Below are 15,070 nucleotides of genomic sequence, written 5' to 3' on the forward strand. Positions count from 1 at the left end.
CTGATTAATAATTTGCTTTTGAAAAAACCACTTCCTTTATTTAGGCAACTAGATAGCATTATTGCTGCAATTTTGGGTTTTTATCTTGTGCAGGCTTTAACCCGGCACGGCGGAATTGGGGTTTCACCGGATTCAATCATGTACACTAGTGTTGCCAGGAATTTAACGCAAGGCAATGGTTTTTTGCAGTTTGATGCTAACCCGCTTACTATGTTTCCGGTTGCCTTCCCTTATTTCTTGCATATTATTATGACAATAAGTGGAAAAGACATTATTCCCATTGCTCCAATAGTTACCGGTTTATTATTTGCTGCCACTATTTTATTAGCAGGATTTATTATAGAAAAAGCCGTTCCGAAATATCGTATCATTAAAATTATTGCACTAATGCTTATTATTACAAACCCTGCATTGCTAGAGGTTTTTAGTATGCTTTGGTCGGAAACATTGTTTATTTTTTTAATTACACTTTTCAGTGCTTTTCTAGTTTTATATTTAAAAAACAATACGTTTACACTGTTAATTATCAGTGCTATCATTGCCGGCATTGCAGCTATAACTCGTTATGCAGGTATTACTGTTATTGCATCAGGATGCTTTATTACTTTTTTCGCCATTCCCCAAAACTGGAAAGTAAAATGGATACATACCTTACTGTTTGGATGTATTAGCAGCAGTTTTTTAATTATTAATTTATTGAGCAATTTTTTACAATCGGGTTATTTAACCGGTAAGCGATTACCTGCCGATACTAGTTTATTAGATAATTTACAATTGTATGGTAGTGTTATTACCGGTTGGATTGGAAATGATTCTCCGCCATTATGGCTGGCATTATTAATGGGCCTTTTGCTGATAGTAGCGTCAGTAATTTTTTTGCTGTTTAATGTTTTTTCAAAGAATAAGTCCCCCATTACTATTGTCTCCATTACTGCTGCCAGTTTCTTAAGCATTTACGTTTTGTTCATTCTAGTATCTTCTACGCTATCGAATTATGACGATATTAATAATCGTTTATTATCGCCGGTAGTTATTGCATTTTTTACACTATTAAGCATTATTGCAGCCAAAGTTTTAGAAAACAAATCTGCTCAGTTCCGTTTAAACATTGCCTTATTTTTCATACTATCGTTATTAGCATTAACAGGAAATTTAACTAGTGACAAAACTTCATTACAAAATAACCAGGATGCAGGTATTGGTGGATATGCCGAAGATTACTGGAAAGATTCGGAAATATTGCATTTTTTAAAAACAAGTGCATTTGCCGACACATCTAAGATTCCCATTTACAGTAATGATAATGCAGCTATTTATTATTTCACCGGCAAACATGCCAAAACACTGCCCGAACTTACACATGAACGAGAATTAGATGTATTTGTTCAATCGCCAGCCATTTATGTTATTTGGTTAAACAGTGGTGCCAATCCCGATTTAATTGAAGACAAAGAATTGAAAACAATAAAAAATTGTAAGCCAGTATTTACATTTGCAGATGGCATTATTTATGAATGCACTCCCATTCAACCGCCTATTTTAGAAAATCAAGATACTTTAAAATAATATGTCAGAAAATTTTATAAAAGCTACTGGAAATAAACAACAGCAATACAATAACTTATTGCCACAAATTGCAGGAATAGTAGAAGGTGAAACTGATTTAATTGCCAATTTAGCCAATATTACTGCCATGTTAAAAGAACAATTTAACTGGCTGTGGGTAGGCTTTTATTGGGTTAAAGAAAATAAGTTAGTGTTAGGCCCTTTTCAGGGGCCCATAGCTTGTACACGCATTCAAAAAGGAAAAGGTGTATGTGGAACAGCCTGGCAACAAGCCAATACCGTTATTGTACCCGATGTAAATGCTTTCCCTGGGCATATTGCCTGCAGCAGTCTTTCTCAATCTGAAATTGTCGTACCCATTATTCACAAAGGTGAAGTGGTTGGTGTTTTAGATGTAGATGCCGATACTGTCAACCAGTTTGATGAAACTGATAAACTGTACTTAGAACAAATTGTACAGCTCATCCCTTTACCATAAAAATACTTAATCTTCTATTTGAATATTTTTACAGCCATTGGTTTCATAAACAGGCTGCTCGGCAATAATATGTACATTTTTCAAATACAAATTGGCTGCATTTTCACAACTAAAACCCATTTTTGAACCAATAACCATATTTTGAAAGTGCAGATCTTGAATGAAAGCATTGGGCATGCCTTTTATAATAACTGCTTTTGCTGCACCATTACAATAAATGTTGTTAAAATAGAAATTAGAAAAATGGGGAATCTTATCTGATGCCTCCTGGCTAAGCGTTGACTTTTCCTTACCGGCAGGCATGTCTTCATAATAAGTATCAAAACCTATAGCTTCATTCACAATGTTAGCCATATAAATATTTTGTACATAAATATTTTTTACTAAGCCGCCGCGCCCTGCATTACTTTTTACACGAATACCCATATCAGTGCCAATAAAACTGCAATTATTTACCCAAACATTTTGCATACCGCCATCTGTATTACTTCCAATTACAAAACCGCCATGTGCATGATAAACAATGCAGTCGGCAACAATTACATTCGCTAATTCAGGTACTCCGGGCGATTTTTCACCACTCGACTTCATGCAAATACCATCATCGCCGGCAGTTACAGTACACTTATAAATCAAAACATTCTTACACGAGCTTATATCAATGCCATCACCGTTTTGTGCCCAATATTCATTATTCACTTGTACGTTTCTAATCACCAAATTGGTACAATGTTGCGGGTTCATAACAAAATTGGGCGAATTTTTAAAAGTTGGACCATCTAATAAAACCTTATCACAATCAACAAATACAACCATTTTAGGTCTTAAAAAATCGCGGGCAGGTAAAAAATCGTCGGGCGATAAAACTGATTTGTTTTTTAAAAGCTGCAAATATTTTTCACCATTTAATGCCGCTTGCGATGGCCACCATATTTGTCCATTTTTGCTTAAAGCCCCACCTTTTGATAAAAACTCATTCCATTGAATTTCTGATACCTTCGATTTTTTTACCGGACGCCAAGCCTCGCCTGAACCATCAAAAATGCCGCAACCGGTAATAGATACATTGGTTAGTTTATAACCGTAAATGGGAGGATGTACAATAAAGTTTTTGGTGGTATTTTTTGATGCAGGAATAATGGGGTATGCACTTCTATCAGGGGTAAACAAAACAATCGCTCCGGTTGCAACATGTAAATTAATATTACTTTTTAAGGCTATAGGCCCTGTTAACCACAAACCCGGGGGCACTAAAACTGTTCCACCACCCGCTTTACTGCAGGCTTCTATGGCTGCCTGAAAAGCCGCTGTATTCAATGCCTGCCCATTGCCTATTGCGCCATATTTCATTATATTAAAAACTTGCGTTGGTATATTTGGCAATTGCACCTCGGGCATGGCAAATGGGGTTTGCTTGCAGTATGCAGCTATTGTGGTATCCTGCGCCATCAAATGTTGAAAATTGATACATGTTATTATTAAACCCAGTAGGAGCCATTTTTGCGCTTGAATAATTTGGCGTGTTTTTATTACTGTATTCATAGAATCAAATAAAAGTTATTTAACATGATTAGGTATTCAAAACTATTGTGCATTAAAAAAACAACATAATATTTCTACGGAAACGTTCCCGAACCAATGCTGTTTGAGCAATATGTTGTGCTGAAGTTGGTAAATTTGCCAAAGTTTTGAACTATTGCATGCAAAATATAGTTATGAATAGGCTGTTTTGCTAAATCAATCAAATTATTAAAAATTATTAACAAAGGTTCATGAAGCAGTTTAATGTACCGCATTTTTACAGAAGCAATCTTATTAGCACCATAAAAAACTTTAGAAAAAAAGCTGATAAACTAAAAAAGGACTTTTCACCAACTTTACTTGACTTTGGCCCCTTAAATATTTATTTGGCCAGACATTTTGGATTTTGTTATGGAGTAGAGAACGCTATTGAAATTGCATTTAAAACAATAGAAACCAATAAAGGCAAACGCATTTTTTTGTTAAGCGAAATGATTCATAACCCACAAGTAAACGAAGATTTAAAGGCATCAGGTGTTGAATTTTTGCAAGATAATTTAGGTAATCAACTTATTCCTTTTGAAACACTTACACCCAATGATATTGTACTGATTCCTGCATTTGGCACCACTTTAGCCATTGAAAAAATTTTGCATGAAAAAGGTATTGCAACCGAACATTATAATACCACTTGCCCTTTTGTTGAAAAGGTTTGGAATAGAAGCGAACAGATTGCTGATAAAGGCTATACCATAGTAATACATGGGAAACCCAAACATGAGGAAACAAGAGCCACCTTTTCACATGCAGCTGCCCATACCGCCACTGTAATTGTAAATGATATGGCTGAAGCTGTTTTATTGGGTGAATTCATTACCGGAAAAAAACCAACTGAAACCTTTTATGAAACATTTAAAGGGCAGTATTCAGAGGGCTTTGATGTTACCAAACATTTGCAAAAAATTGGTGTAGTGAATCAAACTACTCAATTAGCAACCGATACGCAAGCTATAGCCGATTACCTAAAGCAAGTAATGGTGAAGCACTATAAACTAACAGAAAATAATATTGGTGAAAGATTTGCCGATACTCGCGATACCTTATGCTATGCTACTAATGATAATCAAACTGCAGTTACCGGTATGCTAAATACTCCGGCAGATGTAGCAATAGTAATTGGTGGTTACAAAAGCAGCAACACTTCACATTTGGTAGAATTGTGCGAAAAGGAGTTACCGACTTATTTTATTGATGAAGCAGATAAAATTCTAAACCAAAACACCATTATTCATTGCAATTGGAAAACAAAAGAAATTCAAACTATTTCTAATTTCTTGCCTAATAAGAACCCTTTAAAAATACTTATTACCAGTGGGGCTAGTTGCCCAGATAGTATCGTGGAAGCTGTAATTTTAAAATTACATGGGTTTTTCCCGGATAACAAAACTATAGAAACGGTAATGCAACAATATCAATCATAAAATACGAAAACGCCCTTCAAATAATTTATTTAGAAGGGCGTTTCAAAATATTAAACAGATTCAAAACTACATTTTTTTAGTAGTATCCATTGCTTTTTTAGCAGTATCCATTGCTGGCATGCTATCGTGTTTCATAGTTGTGTCCATTGCAGGAGCAGTGGTTTGAGTAGAATCGGCTTTGGCATCTTTGTTTTCGCCGCTGTTGCAAGCTACAAAACCTGCGATTGCTAAAAGAGCTAATAATTTTTTCATTGTACTTGTTTTTAAAATTTTAAAATTTGCGCAAATATAGGGTTCACGCACTAAATACACAAAATTTAACGATATTTTTTGTTATTTATTTTTTTCGAAAGAAAATTCTAATGGGTACACCTCTAAAATTAAAGTGCTTTCTGAGTTGATTTTCTAAGTAATTTTTATAAGGCGTCTTAATATCATCTGGAAAATTGGTAAAAAATGCAAATGACGGAACCATAGTTGGCAGTTGTGTTACATACTTAATTTTTACGGTATGCCCCCGAACTACGGGTGCATGATATGCTTCAACAGCCTTTAGCATAACATCATTTAATTTAGAAGTACTTATTTTTTGCTGCTTATTTTCAAAAACCTCAATGCCGGTATCGAGTACTTTTAGTAACCGGGTTTTTTCTAATGCTGAAACAAATAAAATGGGTACATCTGTAAAAGGTGCCATTTTTTCTTTCAACTTCTTTTCATAATCTCGGGCAGTATGGGTACTTTTTTCCATTAAATCCCATTTGTTTACCACAACCACTATTCCCTTCCCCTTTCTGGTGGCCAAACTAAATAAAGCAACATCTTGTGCATTCATACCATTTTGTGCATCAATAAGGAGTAAACATACATCAGCTTCATCCATAGCATTAATTGCCCTTATAACGGAATAAAATTCAAGGTCGTCTTTTTCCGATTTTTTTTTGCGAATACCTGCCGTGTCAATCAAAATACATTCTTTATTAAATAAGTTATAATGTGTATGAATAGTATCTCGAGTTGTACCTGCCACATTACTTACAATGGTTCTTTCCTGCCCCAGCAATGCATTTAACAAAGATGATTTACCAACATTCGGTTGCCCAATTATAGCTAGTTTGGGTATTGGCTTAACGTGCGTATTTTCATCTATTACAACTTCTTGGGGAATATTTGCTACAAGCGCATCTAATAACTCGCCGGTACCGGTGCCGCTTATACTGCTTAAGGTGTATATTTCATTAAAACCAAGGCTATAAAATTCAGTTGCCTCTAAGGCACGTTGCCCATTATCTACCTTATTCACGACCAAAAAAACCGGCTTTTTTGATAAACGAAGCAAATGTGCCATAGCTTCATCTAAATCGGTAATGCCTACAGTTACATCAACCATAAAAATAATGGCATCTGCTTCATTAATGGCAATTTTTACTTGTTTGCGTATTTCTTTTTCAAATACATCATCTGAATTATGTACAAATCCTCCGGTATCAACCACGTTAAATGTTCTTCCCGCCCACTCTGATAAACCATATTGGCGGTCGCGAGTAACACCGCTTTCATCATCAACAATGGCTTTCCGTTGCTCAATTAACCGATTAAACAATGTGCTTTTTCCCACATTTGGCCTGCCAACTATTGCTACTGTATAGCCCATATATCATGTTTTTCGGAATGTTAAAATTAATAATAACCAAATTCTTTTAAATACAATTCATTATCGCGCCATTTGGGCCGCACTTTTACAAATAATTCTAAAAACACCTTTCTACCAAGAAATGCCTCAATATCTTTTCGCGCCAAGGTACCAATGGCTTTTATTTTGCTGCCTTGATGACCTATAATAATTGATTTTTGAGAATCTCTATTCACAATTATATCGGCCTGAATTTTAATCAATGTTTCTTTTTCTTTAAACTCATTCACCATTACGGCTACCTGATAGGGTATCTCTTCTTCAAACAAAGTATATACTTTTTCCCTTATCAATTCACCAACAAAAAAACGAGTAGGTAAATCACTTAACTCATCTTCCGGATAAAAAGGTTCTCCTTCCGGCAAATAATTTACTATCGCTTCAACTAATTTAATGGTATTTGTTTGTTGCAATGCAGCAATGGCAATAACTTTTTGTGCATATTTTCTTTGCTCAAAAAAATGAATGGCATTTTGTAACACCTCTTTACTTATCTTGTCAATTTTGTTTAAAACAATAATTGCCGGCACTTTCAAATGGAGGCTTTCAAACAAAGTATCATTTTCAGCCCAGTCGTCAGCAACATCAACTAATAATAAAGCCACATCAGCATCTTCTAAAGCACTTTTCACTGCAGCCATCATTTTTTCATGCAGTTTATATTTTGCATCAATAATGCCCGGCGTATCGGAAAAAACAATTTGATATTCTTCAGGTTTATTTAAAAACCCTTTTATACGATGTCGGGTAGTTTGCACCTTGGGTGAAACAATGGCCAATTTTTCGCCCAACAAAGCATTTAATAAAGTGCTTTTACCTGCATTGGGTTTTCCAAAAATGCCAACAAATCCCGCTTTCATACCAAATAGTATCGTTTTTAAATAGTAAAAGCCTCATGGGATGAGGCTTTTGAAAATTGGTTGCGAGGGGGGGAATCGAACCTCCGACCTTCGGGTTATGAGCCCGACGAGCTACCGCTGCTCTACCTCGCGATTTAATTGAGTTGCAAAATTAAGGATAGCGAGGAGAACTACCAAATCAAATTTATTATTTGTCTTCTTTTTTAATTGAAGAAGCGCCGCTCGATTCTATATTTTGGATAACGGGGTTGCCTTTATATCGAATAGTACTTGCCCCACTGGCTTCTAATTTGGTGAAGGCCTTTTCAACATTTACGCGAATATTAGAAGCACCTGAAGCAGAAGCCTCACAGTTAGATGCAGTTAAATCATATCCCTTTAAGACACTTGCTCCGCTTACTTCAATTTTTAAAATATTTACCTGCCCTTTCAATGTAGCATTAGATGCACCACTTAAATCAATATTTAATTCTCCAACATTAAAAGCACCTTTCACTACACTGGCTCCAGTTGCTGTAAGTTTTAGTTGATTGCCCTTCAAAGCATCTACCACATTTAATGAGCTGGCACCAGATAAAACAATTTTATTCAGATTGGCAATAGTAACGTAGGCCTTTATTTTTTTATCGCTCCAATTCCACTTATTCCAAAAGCCGCTTTCAGTGTAAATATGCAAAACACCATTTTTAACTTGTGTAATTACTTTCGATTTATCGCCCCCTTCTGCACTTATGGCCACTGCACTGGTATTACCTTGCGATAAATAAACAGTAATTGCCCCAGAAACATCAATACCCGTAAAATCGCCCACTTTCCTAACTTCTGCATTGGCATCATAAACCAAGTTCTTTACTTCCTGAGCATTTGCAAGGGCAATTGTAAAAATGCTAAATAAGCTTACTATCAATTTTTTCATAATTAAAATGTTTTAAAAAACGAATGATTTTCAGTAGAACGTAGCTACAAAAAAAAAGTTACAGCTATTTTTCATTTTTCTTAACTAATTTTACCGTCGATTTTATTCCTCGGGGTGCTGGATAGCACAAATGGGTATACACATTTGTTTTCATCCGGCTGAGATAATACCCGTAGAACCTGAACAGGGTAATTCCTGCGAAGGGAAGGTGTACTGCTCATTTAGTCAGCCTCTCCATTAGCAATGCTTCCCTGTTCCCAAATTTTTTAACCTTTTAATTTTTAAAAAATGAAATTCATTTTGGGAACATTGGTATTCCTTTTATCGTTTTCCGGCCTTTTTAGCCAAACAAAACTACGCCCGTCTCTTTCTGGTAACATTATTGATGAACAAACAAAAAAACCGATTGCCGGAGCTATTATTACCATTCAAAACCGCACGGTTACTTCCGGCGATGATGGGTATTTCCTTATTCAAAATTTAATTCCCGGAAAGTCAAGCATTACTGTAAATAGTCTGGGATTTGAAAAGTATACGAACACAATTACCCTAGCAAAAGAAAGTACTATTTTACAAATTGCGCTTAAAGGATACAACTTGTTTTTACAGCCATTAGAAGTAAAAGCCATTAGGGCAGGTAGCAAAGCCCCATTTGCTGTTACCAATATTAATGAACAAGAAATTGCTAAAACAAATCTTGGGCAGGATATTCCTTTTTTACTTAACCAAACTCCATCTGTATTTGTGAATTCAGATGCAGGGAATGGGATTGGATACACCGACATTCACATACGTGGAACAGATGCCACTCGTATTAATGTTACTTTGAATGGCATTCCTTATAATGATGCAGAAAGTCAAGGCACTTATTGGGTTGATTTACCGGACTTTGCTTCCTCACTCAATAGTATTCAAATTCAACGTGGAGTTGGAACATCCTCAAATGGAACAGGTGCTTTTGGAGCTACAATTAACCTTTCAACCAACGAATTTCATGAAAAACCTTACGCGGAAGTGAACAATAGCTACGGTTCCTTTAATTCTTGGAAAAATACACTTAAAGTTGGTAGTGGCTTATTAAATGGGCATTTTACTGTTGATGCAAGATTAAGTAAAATTAGTAGCGATGGGTATATTGATCGGGCAAGCTCATTATTGCAATCCTTTGCTTTATCAACTGCTTATATTAACAAAAAAACCTCTATCCGTTTCAATATTTTCTCAGGAAAAGAGAAAACTTACCAAGCCTGGTATGGTGTACCCGATACTTTATTAGCCACTGATAGAACCTACAATCCTGCCGGTACTGAAAAACCGGGAGCACCCTATGATAACCAAACAGACAATTACCAACAAGACCATTACCAATTGTTTTTTAATCAGGAATTAAATAATAACTGGAGCTTTAATACCGCTTTATTCATGACCTATGGGCGTGGTTACTATGAAGAATATAAGGCTGCCCAAAACTTTACTGATTATGGATTGACTCCATTTACTATTGGAAATACTGTATTAGACTCGACCGACTTAATTCGCAGACGTTGGCTAAATAATCATTTTTATGGCCAGATTGGTTCTTTACAATACAAAACCAATAAAGACGAATTGACTTTTGGAGGTGGATGGACACGTTATGAAGGCAATCATTTTGGAAATGTAATTTGGACACAATATGGATTAAACACCCCTAATTACCAGTATTATTTTTATCCTGCAGTAAAAACTGATGTTAATTTTTATACCAAATGGCAGCACAATTTTGCTAAATATTGGTATAGTTTTGCCGATGTACAATACCGTACCGTTACCCATACCATGAATGGTTTTGAAGGCAATGGCAACTTAGATATCAGTAGAAAATTCAATTTCGTAAATCCTAAAGCAGGCATTACATATAGCCATAATAGTTGGCAAGCCTACTTTAGCTATGCTTTAGGGAATAAAGAACCTAATCGCGATGACTTCCAAGCCAGTTTACTAGAACAACCCAAAGCTGAAACCTTACACGATTTTGAGTTGGGGGTGAGCAAAAAAAATAGTCGCTTTAATTATAGTGCTGATCTATATTATATGCTTTACAAAAATCAATTGGTTTTAACAGGCATTATTAATGATGTGGGTGCTTATACCCGAGTAAATGTACCTAACAGCTATAGAATGGGAGTTGAACTGCAAGGTGCATATATATTCAGTAAATGGTTAAATGCACAAGCTAATTTTAGTTTAAGCAGAAATAAAATTAAAAGCTTTACCGAGTATATTGACAATTATGATTCCGGGGGGCAAAATGCTGTTCAACACAACAATACAGACATTTCATTTTCTCCAGACATGATTGGTGGTGCAACCATTAATATTATTCCCGAAAAAAATATTACGCTTAGTTTTCTTAGCAAGTATGTTAGTAAACAATATATGGATAACACACAAAATGAAGCTAGAAGCTTAGCCGGATTTTTTACAGAAACTTTCCGCGCCAATTATACTGTAAGAAACGTTGTATTTAAAGAGTGGAACTTTATATTACAGATAAATAATATTTTTAACAAATTATATCAGCCGAATGGATATACTTACAGTTATATTAGTAACAATCGTTTATACACCGACAATAACTATTTTCCAATGGCAGGAACTAACTATATGTTGGCTGTAAATATTTCACTTTAAATAAATATAATAATCAAAGGGATTCTTGTAAATAATGTAAACAAGAATCCCTTTTTATTGAATTCATCGGCCGAACTTAGCTTCCCAAGCTAACATTCCACCGGCCAAATTGGTTACATTTTCAAAACCAAACTGTTCTAACAGCATAGCAGCCTGCATACTACGATTACCACTACGACAATATACAATTACAGGTTCAGTCTTTAGGTTTTCAATATTTTCTATTTGCATGGTTTGCACTTTACCCAAAGGCAACAAAATACCACCAATATTGAAGTCGGCATTTTCATGCGGTTCACGCACATCAATTAGGTTTATTTTTTCACCCTTTTCCATCTTCAATTTTAGTTCATCAACTGAAATTAAGTTCATAGACTTTTTTTTATGATGATTAGTTTCTTAATGCGGAGTCGCGAACAGGAGGTGGTGTATTACTAATAAATACATCAACTACTTGGCCTTGACGAATTACGTTATGTACTTTATTTCCTGGACCGGCTTCTGTAAATACTTCAGGTATTTGCTTAACAATGAAAGCATTAATAGTATCAGTAACATTATCCATAGGTACAATAGAACCAATGTTGATATTTAATGAATTTAACTGTGTACGGGCCTGTGCCAATGTAAGACCAATTAAATCGGGTACCTGATATTGGCCGCTGCCGATACCACTTCCTAATACAAAACTAATTGTACTTCCTACAGGAAGTTTAGTGCCGGGTTTAATAGCGGCGCCATTGTATTTCTGCTCCAACACTGCATTTCGGGCAATATCAGGTTTATAAGTGGTATCCCCCATTTTCAAACCCAGTGTTTGTAAATACATTTGGGCACTTTTATAAGAAAACCCAATTAAATTGGGCATGGTTACTTCGGGAGCTGCCGCTCTATTGATGGTTAAATAAATTGTGCGGCCTTTTTTAACCAGTGCATCGGCATCCGGACTTTGTTTAGCTACTGCTAAAGCTCCTATTGTATTATCGTATACAGAATCAATTACCTGTACCTGAAAGCCTTTGGCAGTTAATACTTGTGTTGCTGCTTGAATGTTTTGACCAAGAACTGCGGGTACTTTTTCTACTTCATTATGTTGGGTAATAAAAGAAAGCATTTCAATAAATACGAAAAGTGCCACTAATACCAACCCAATGGCTACCAAAATATTTACCCAAAGTGGTTTATGCGTTATAAACTTAAACACGCTCAATGTTTGTTTTTTGTGAATGTAATGGTTTTTTATTAGTCAAATGGGTACTATTTGTTAAAAGCTGCTTCAATTAATTGCGTATAAAATTCTTGCAAACTCCACCCCATTGCTTTCACTTGTTGTGGAACTATACTTGCTTCACTTTGTCCGGGAACGGTATTTACTTCCAACAAATAGGGTTTTTGTGCAACTTCATTCCATATAAAGTCCATACGCACAATACCATTACAATTTAAAATAGCGTATACATTTTTAGCAGTTGTTTCAAGTTGTTGTTGCCAGTTTCCCGGTATTTGAGCCGGAGTTATTTCTCTACTTTTACCTTCATATTTCGCCTCATAATCAAAAAAATCTTTCTCGGCAATTACCTCAGTAATAGGTAACACAATAACATTACCTTCTTTATTTTTAAACACGCCAATAGTAAATTCACGACCGGCAATATATTCTTCCACTAAAACCTGATTATCTTCTTTAAATGCCTTTTCAACGGCGGGCAATAAATCAATTGCATTGCTTACTTTACTCATACCAATACTACTACCACCATTATTGGGCTTTACAAAAACAGGGAGTTGTAATTGTTGTAAAATTTCTTGGTCAGAGTAAGCTGTATGTTTAAACAAATGCATACTTTTTGCAACAGCAATACCACTAAAAGCAGCTACAGCAACAGTATACCGTTTATTAAAAGTAATAGCTGAAGTGGCAGCATCACAACTAGTATAGGGTATTTGCAACATATCAAAGTAACCTTGCAATTTACCATCTTCTCCTGGTGTACCATGAATACAAAACAATATGCAATCAAAATGTATGGCTACACCTGCTACATTAATCGAAAAATCTGCTTTGTTTACAGCAATTTTATCTTGACCTTCAGCAGTATACCACCAACCATCTCTGGCAATATCAATTAAATAAACCTCATAATGGTCTTTATTAATGTTTGCTTCAACAGTTTTAGCGCTTTTGTAACTAATTACAGCTTCTCCACTATAACCACCGGTAACCAAAGCAATTTTCTTTTTCATAAATTTTTATTTCCAATTAATTTTCAATGCAAAATAATTTATAATACCACAGTTAATCATTAACCAGTGAAAAACGCTCAAATATAATAACTTAACCGAACAACCTTTAATATGCAACAACGGATATATAGGCACATAAAAAAGGTGAAGAAACCTATAGCTTCTTCACCTCATTCAAGGCGGGAAATATCACCCACCGTTACTGAATGTTACCTTTCGGTAGCATTTTCATTGTGCTGTAAAGTTACTAAGCTTTATCAGATAAAAAATTAATTTTTTGCACAATAATCCAGCAAAAATGTTAAATGTGTAACCGCTCTTTCTTAGCCATTAAGCTGTCAACAGTCTCTTTATACATTTCATCCGGTACACAACAATCAACCGGACAAACAGAAGCGCACTGGGGTTCTTCATGAAAGCCCTGACATTCAGTACATTTATTTGGAACTATATAGTAGGTATCGGTTGAAAGGGGCGCAAAACGTTGGTTGGCATCAACTACTGTTCCATCCATTAACGTATAGCTACCTTTAACAGTAGTTCCGTCGGCAATAGCCCATTCTACCCCACCTTCATAAATGGCATTATTTGGGCACTCGGGCTCACAAGCTCCGCAGTTAATACATTCATCGGTAATTTTAATGGCCATAACTGTAATTTTGAGGTTTTAAAGATGTAACAAATTTAAACGCAAAAGCAATTCAACAAATGGATTTATTACAAAGAATTCAATTAATGGAACAATTAGGGGTTTATATGCAGCAAAATAGCCCTGAATGGGTAGCCGCTAAACAACGTGCAAGCCAAGTAAATCCTTGGTTTTTACCAGAATTTATTGAAACTGCTGTTCAAAACATTCATTCGCAATTTTTAAATGCCAATAACTTAAGCAACTGGGCTAACAAATACTATCCCAACAATACTGCATCTTCCCCCAAAAATATAGGTATTGTTATGGCAGGCAATATACCGTTAGTGGGTTTTCATGACTTTCTATGTGTGTTTATAAGTGGTCATAAAGCAATTATTAAAGCATCTTCCAAAGACGAAATATTAATTAAACATTTAATTGAAAAATTAATAGAATGGGCACCTGAATTGAAATCCTACATTTCATTTGCCGATCAATTAAAAAATTGTGATGCCTATATTGCAACAGGCAGCAATAACAGCAGTCGTTACTTTGATTATTATTTCGGAAAATATCCTAACATTATTCGTCGCAATCGAACCTCTGTAGCTGTTCTAACGGGGAATGAAACCAATGAAGCATTAGGTGAATTAGCCACTGATATTCAACTTTATTTTGGCCTGGGTTGCAGAAATGTTACTAAATTATATGTCCCCAAAAATTATGATTTCATTCCCCTTTTACAGGTATTAAAAAAATATGACTACTACATGGATTTTCATAAGTACAAACATAACTACGACTATCAATTGGCTGTACTTATAATGAGTAACCAATTATACATGACGAATGAATCGGTAATATTGGTTGAAAAAGAAGCCTTGTTTTCACCCGTTGCACAAATACATTACAGCTATTATGATAGCGCTTCTGAATTGTATGAAACTTTACAATTGAACAGTGACATACAGTGTATAGTTGGCGAAAATTATATTCCATTTGGAAAG

Annotated in this window: 14 protein-coding genes, 1 tRNA gene and 1 riboswitch; of the genes, 5 read left to right on the forward strand and 10 right to left on the reverse strand. The window is 35.3% G+C overall.

What is annotated here, in order from left to right:
* The first annotated feature begins 18 nt into the window (after positions 1-18).
* The gene (locus ACP5P5_RS02585) at positions 19-1,566 is read left to right on the forward strand and encodes a hypothetical protein (RefSeq protein WP_428284553.1); all 1,548 of its coding nucleotides are present in this window, start codon (positions 19-21) and stop codon (positions 1,564-1,566) included.
* A gap of 1 nt (position 1,567) precedes the next feature.
* Positions 1,568-2,044 (forward strand): GAF domain-containing protein, encoded by a 477-nt coding sequence (locus tag ACP5P5_RS02590; RefSeq protein WP_428284554.1) that lies wholly within the window; start codon positions 1,568-1,570, stop codon positions 2,042-2,044.
* Between the two features lie 6 nt (positions 2,045-2,050).
* Here the strand turns inward: ACP5P5_RS02590 and ACP5P5_RS02595 are convergent, their stop codons facing one another.
* Entirely contained in the window at positions 2,051-3,586 is a 1,536-nt protein-coding gene (locus ACP5P5_RS02595; protein WP_428284555.1) for a glycoside hydrolase family 28 protein, read from the reverse strand.
* Between the two features lie 230 nt (positions 3,587-3,816).
* On the opposite strand from ACP5P5_RS02595, the gene ACP5P5_RS02600 reads away from it, so the two are divergent.
* A complete protein-coding gene (locus ACP5P5_RS02600) occupies positions 3,817-5,046 on the forward strand; it encodes a 4-hydroxy-3-methylbut-2-enyl diphosphate reductase (protein WP_428284556.1) in 1,230 nt (409 codons plus the stop codon).
* 66 nt (positions 5,047-5,112) lie between these two features.
* Here ACP5P5_RS02600 and ACP5P5_RS02605 read toward each other — a convergent pair whose 3' ends face one another.
* The 5 genes from ACP5P5_RS02605 to ACP5P5_RS02625 all read right to left on the reverse strand — a co-directional run bounded on the left by ACP5P5_RS02605 (position 5,113) and on the right by ACP5P5_RS02625 (position 8,515).
* Positions 5,113-5,298, reverse strand: coding sequence for a hypothetical protein (locus tag ACP5P5_RS02605; protein ID WP_428284557.1), 186 nt, complete (start codon positions 5,296-5,298; stop codon positions 5,113-5,115).
* Between the two features lie 85 nt (positions 5,299-5,383).
* Positions 5,384-6,700, reverse strand: a complete 1,317-nt coding sequence (der, locus tag ACP5P5_RS02610; RefSeq protein ID WP_428284558.1) for a ribosome biogenesis GTPase Der — start codon at positions 6,698-6,700, stop codon at positions 5,384-5,386.
* A 26-nt stretch (positions 6,701-6,726) separates the two neighbouring features.
* Positions 6,727-7,599, reverse strand: coding sequence for a GTPase Era (gene era, locus ACP5P5_RS02615; RefSeq protein WP_428284559.1), 873 nt, complete (start codon positions 7,597-7,599; stop codon positions 6,727-6,729).
* Positions 7,600-7,656: 57 nt separating this feature from the next.
* A tRNA-Met gene (locus ACP5P5_RS02620) sits at positions 7,657-7,731 on the reverse strand.
* 55 nt (positions 7,732-7,786) lie between these two features.
* On the reverse strand, positions 7,787-8,515 hold the full coding sequence (locus ACP5P5_RS02625) for a head GIN domain-containing protein (protein WP_428284560.1): 729 nt from the start codon (positions 8,513-8,515) through the stop codon (positions 7,787-7,789).
* Positions 8,516-8,615: 100 nt separating this feature from the next.
* Positions 8,616-8,738: riboswitch (TPP riboswitch) on the forward strand.
* A gap of 65 nt (positions 8,739-8,803) precedes the next feature.
* On the opposite strand from ACP5P5_RS02625, the gene ACP5P5_RS02630 reads away from it, so the two are divergent.
* The gene (locus ACP5P5_RS02630; protein ID WP_428284561.1) at positions 8,804-11,188 is read left to right on the forward strand and encodes a TonB-dependent receptor; all 2,385 of its coding nucleotides are present in this window, start codon (positions 8,804-8,806) and stop codon (positions 11,186-11,188) included.
* A gap of 63 nt (positions 11,189-11,251) precedes the next feature.
* Here the strand turns inward: ACP5P5_RS02630 and ACP5P5_RS02635 are convergent, their stop codons facing one another.
* The 4 genes from ACP5P5_RS02635 to ACP5P5_RS02650 form a co-directional block, all read right to left on the reverse strand.
* Positions 11,252-11,560 (reverse strand): rhodanese-like domain-containing protein, encoded by a 309-nt coding sequence (locus ACP5P5_RS02635; RefSeq protein ID WP_428284562.1) that lies wholly within the window; start codon positions 11,558-11,560, stop codon positions 11,252-11,254.
* A 19-nt stretch (positions 11,561-11,579) separates the two neighbouring features.
* The gene (locus ACP5P5_RS02640; protein ID WP_428284563.1) at positions 11,580-12,392 is read right to left on the reverse strand and encodes a PASTA domain-containing protein; all 813 of its coding nucleotides are present in this window, start codon (positions 12,390-12,392) and stop codon (positions 11,580-11,582) included.
* Positions 12,393-12,445: 53 nt separating this feature from the next.
* Complete coding sequence (locus ACP5P5_RS02645) at positions 12,446-13,432, reverse strand: D-alanine--D-alanine ligase (RefSeq protein WP_428284564.1); 987 nt, start codon at positions 13,430-13,432, stop codon at positions 12,446-12,448.
* Positions 13,433-13,733: 301 nt separating this feature from the next.
* Complete coding sequence (locus ACP5P5_RS02650; protein WP_428284565.1) at positions 13,734-14,081, reverse strand: 4Fe-4S dicluster domain-containing protein; 348 nt, start codon at positions 14,079-14,081, stop codon at positions 13,734-13,736.
* A 59-nt stretch (positions 14,082-14,140) separates the two neighbouring features.
* On the opposite strand from ACP5P5_RS02650, the gene ACP5P5_RS02655 reads away from it, so the two are divergent.
* On the forward strand, positions 14,141-15,070 hold a 930-nt coding region (locus ACP5P5_RS02655; RefSeq protein ID WP_428284566.1), incomplete at its 3' end, for an acyl-CoA reductase.

The organism is Hydrotalea sp. (genome assembly GCF_049968455.1).
Taxonomy (GTDB): domain Bacteria; phylum Bacteroidota; class Bacteroidia; order Chitinophagales; family Chitinophagaceae; genus Hydrotalea.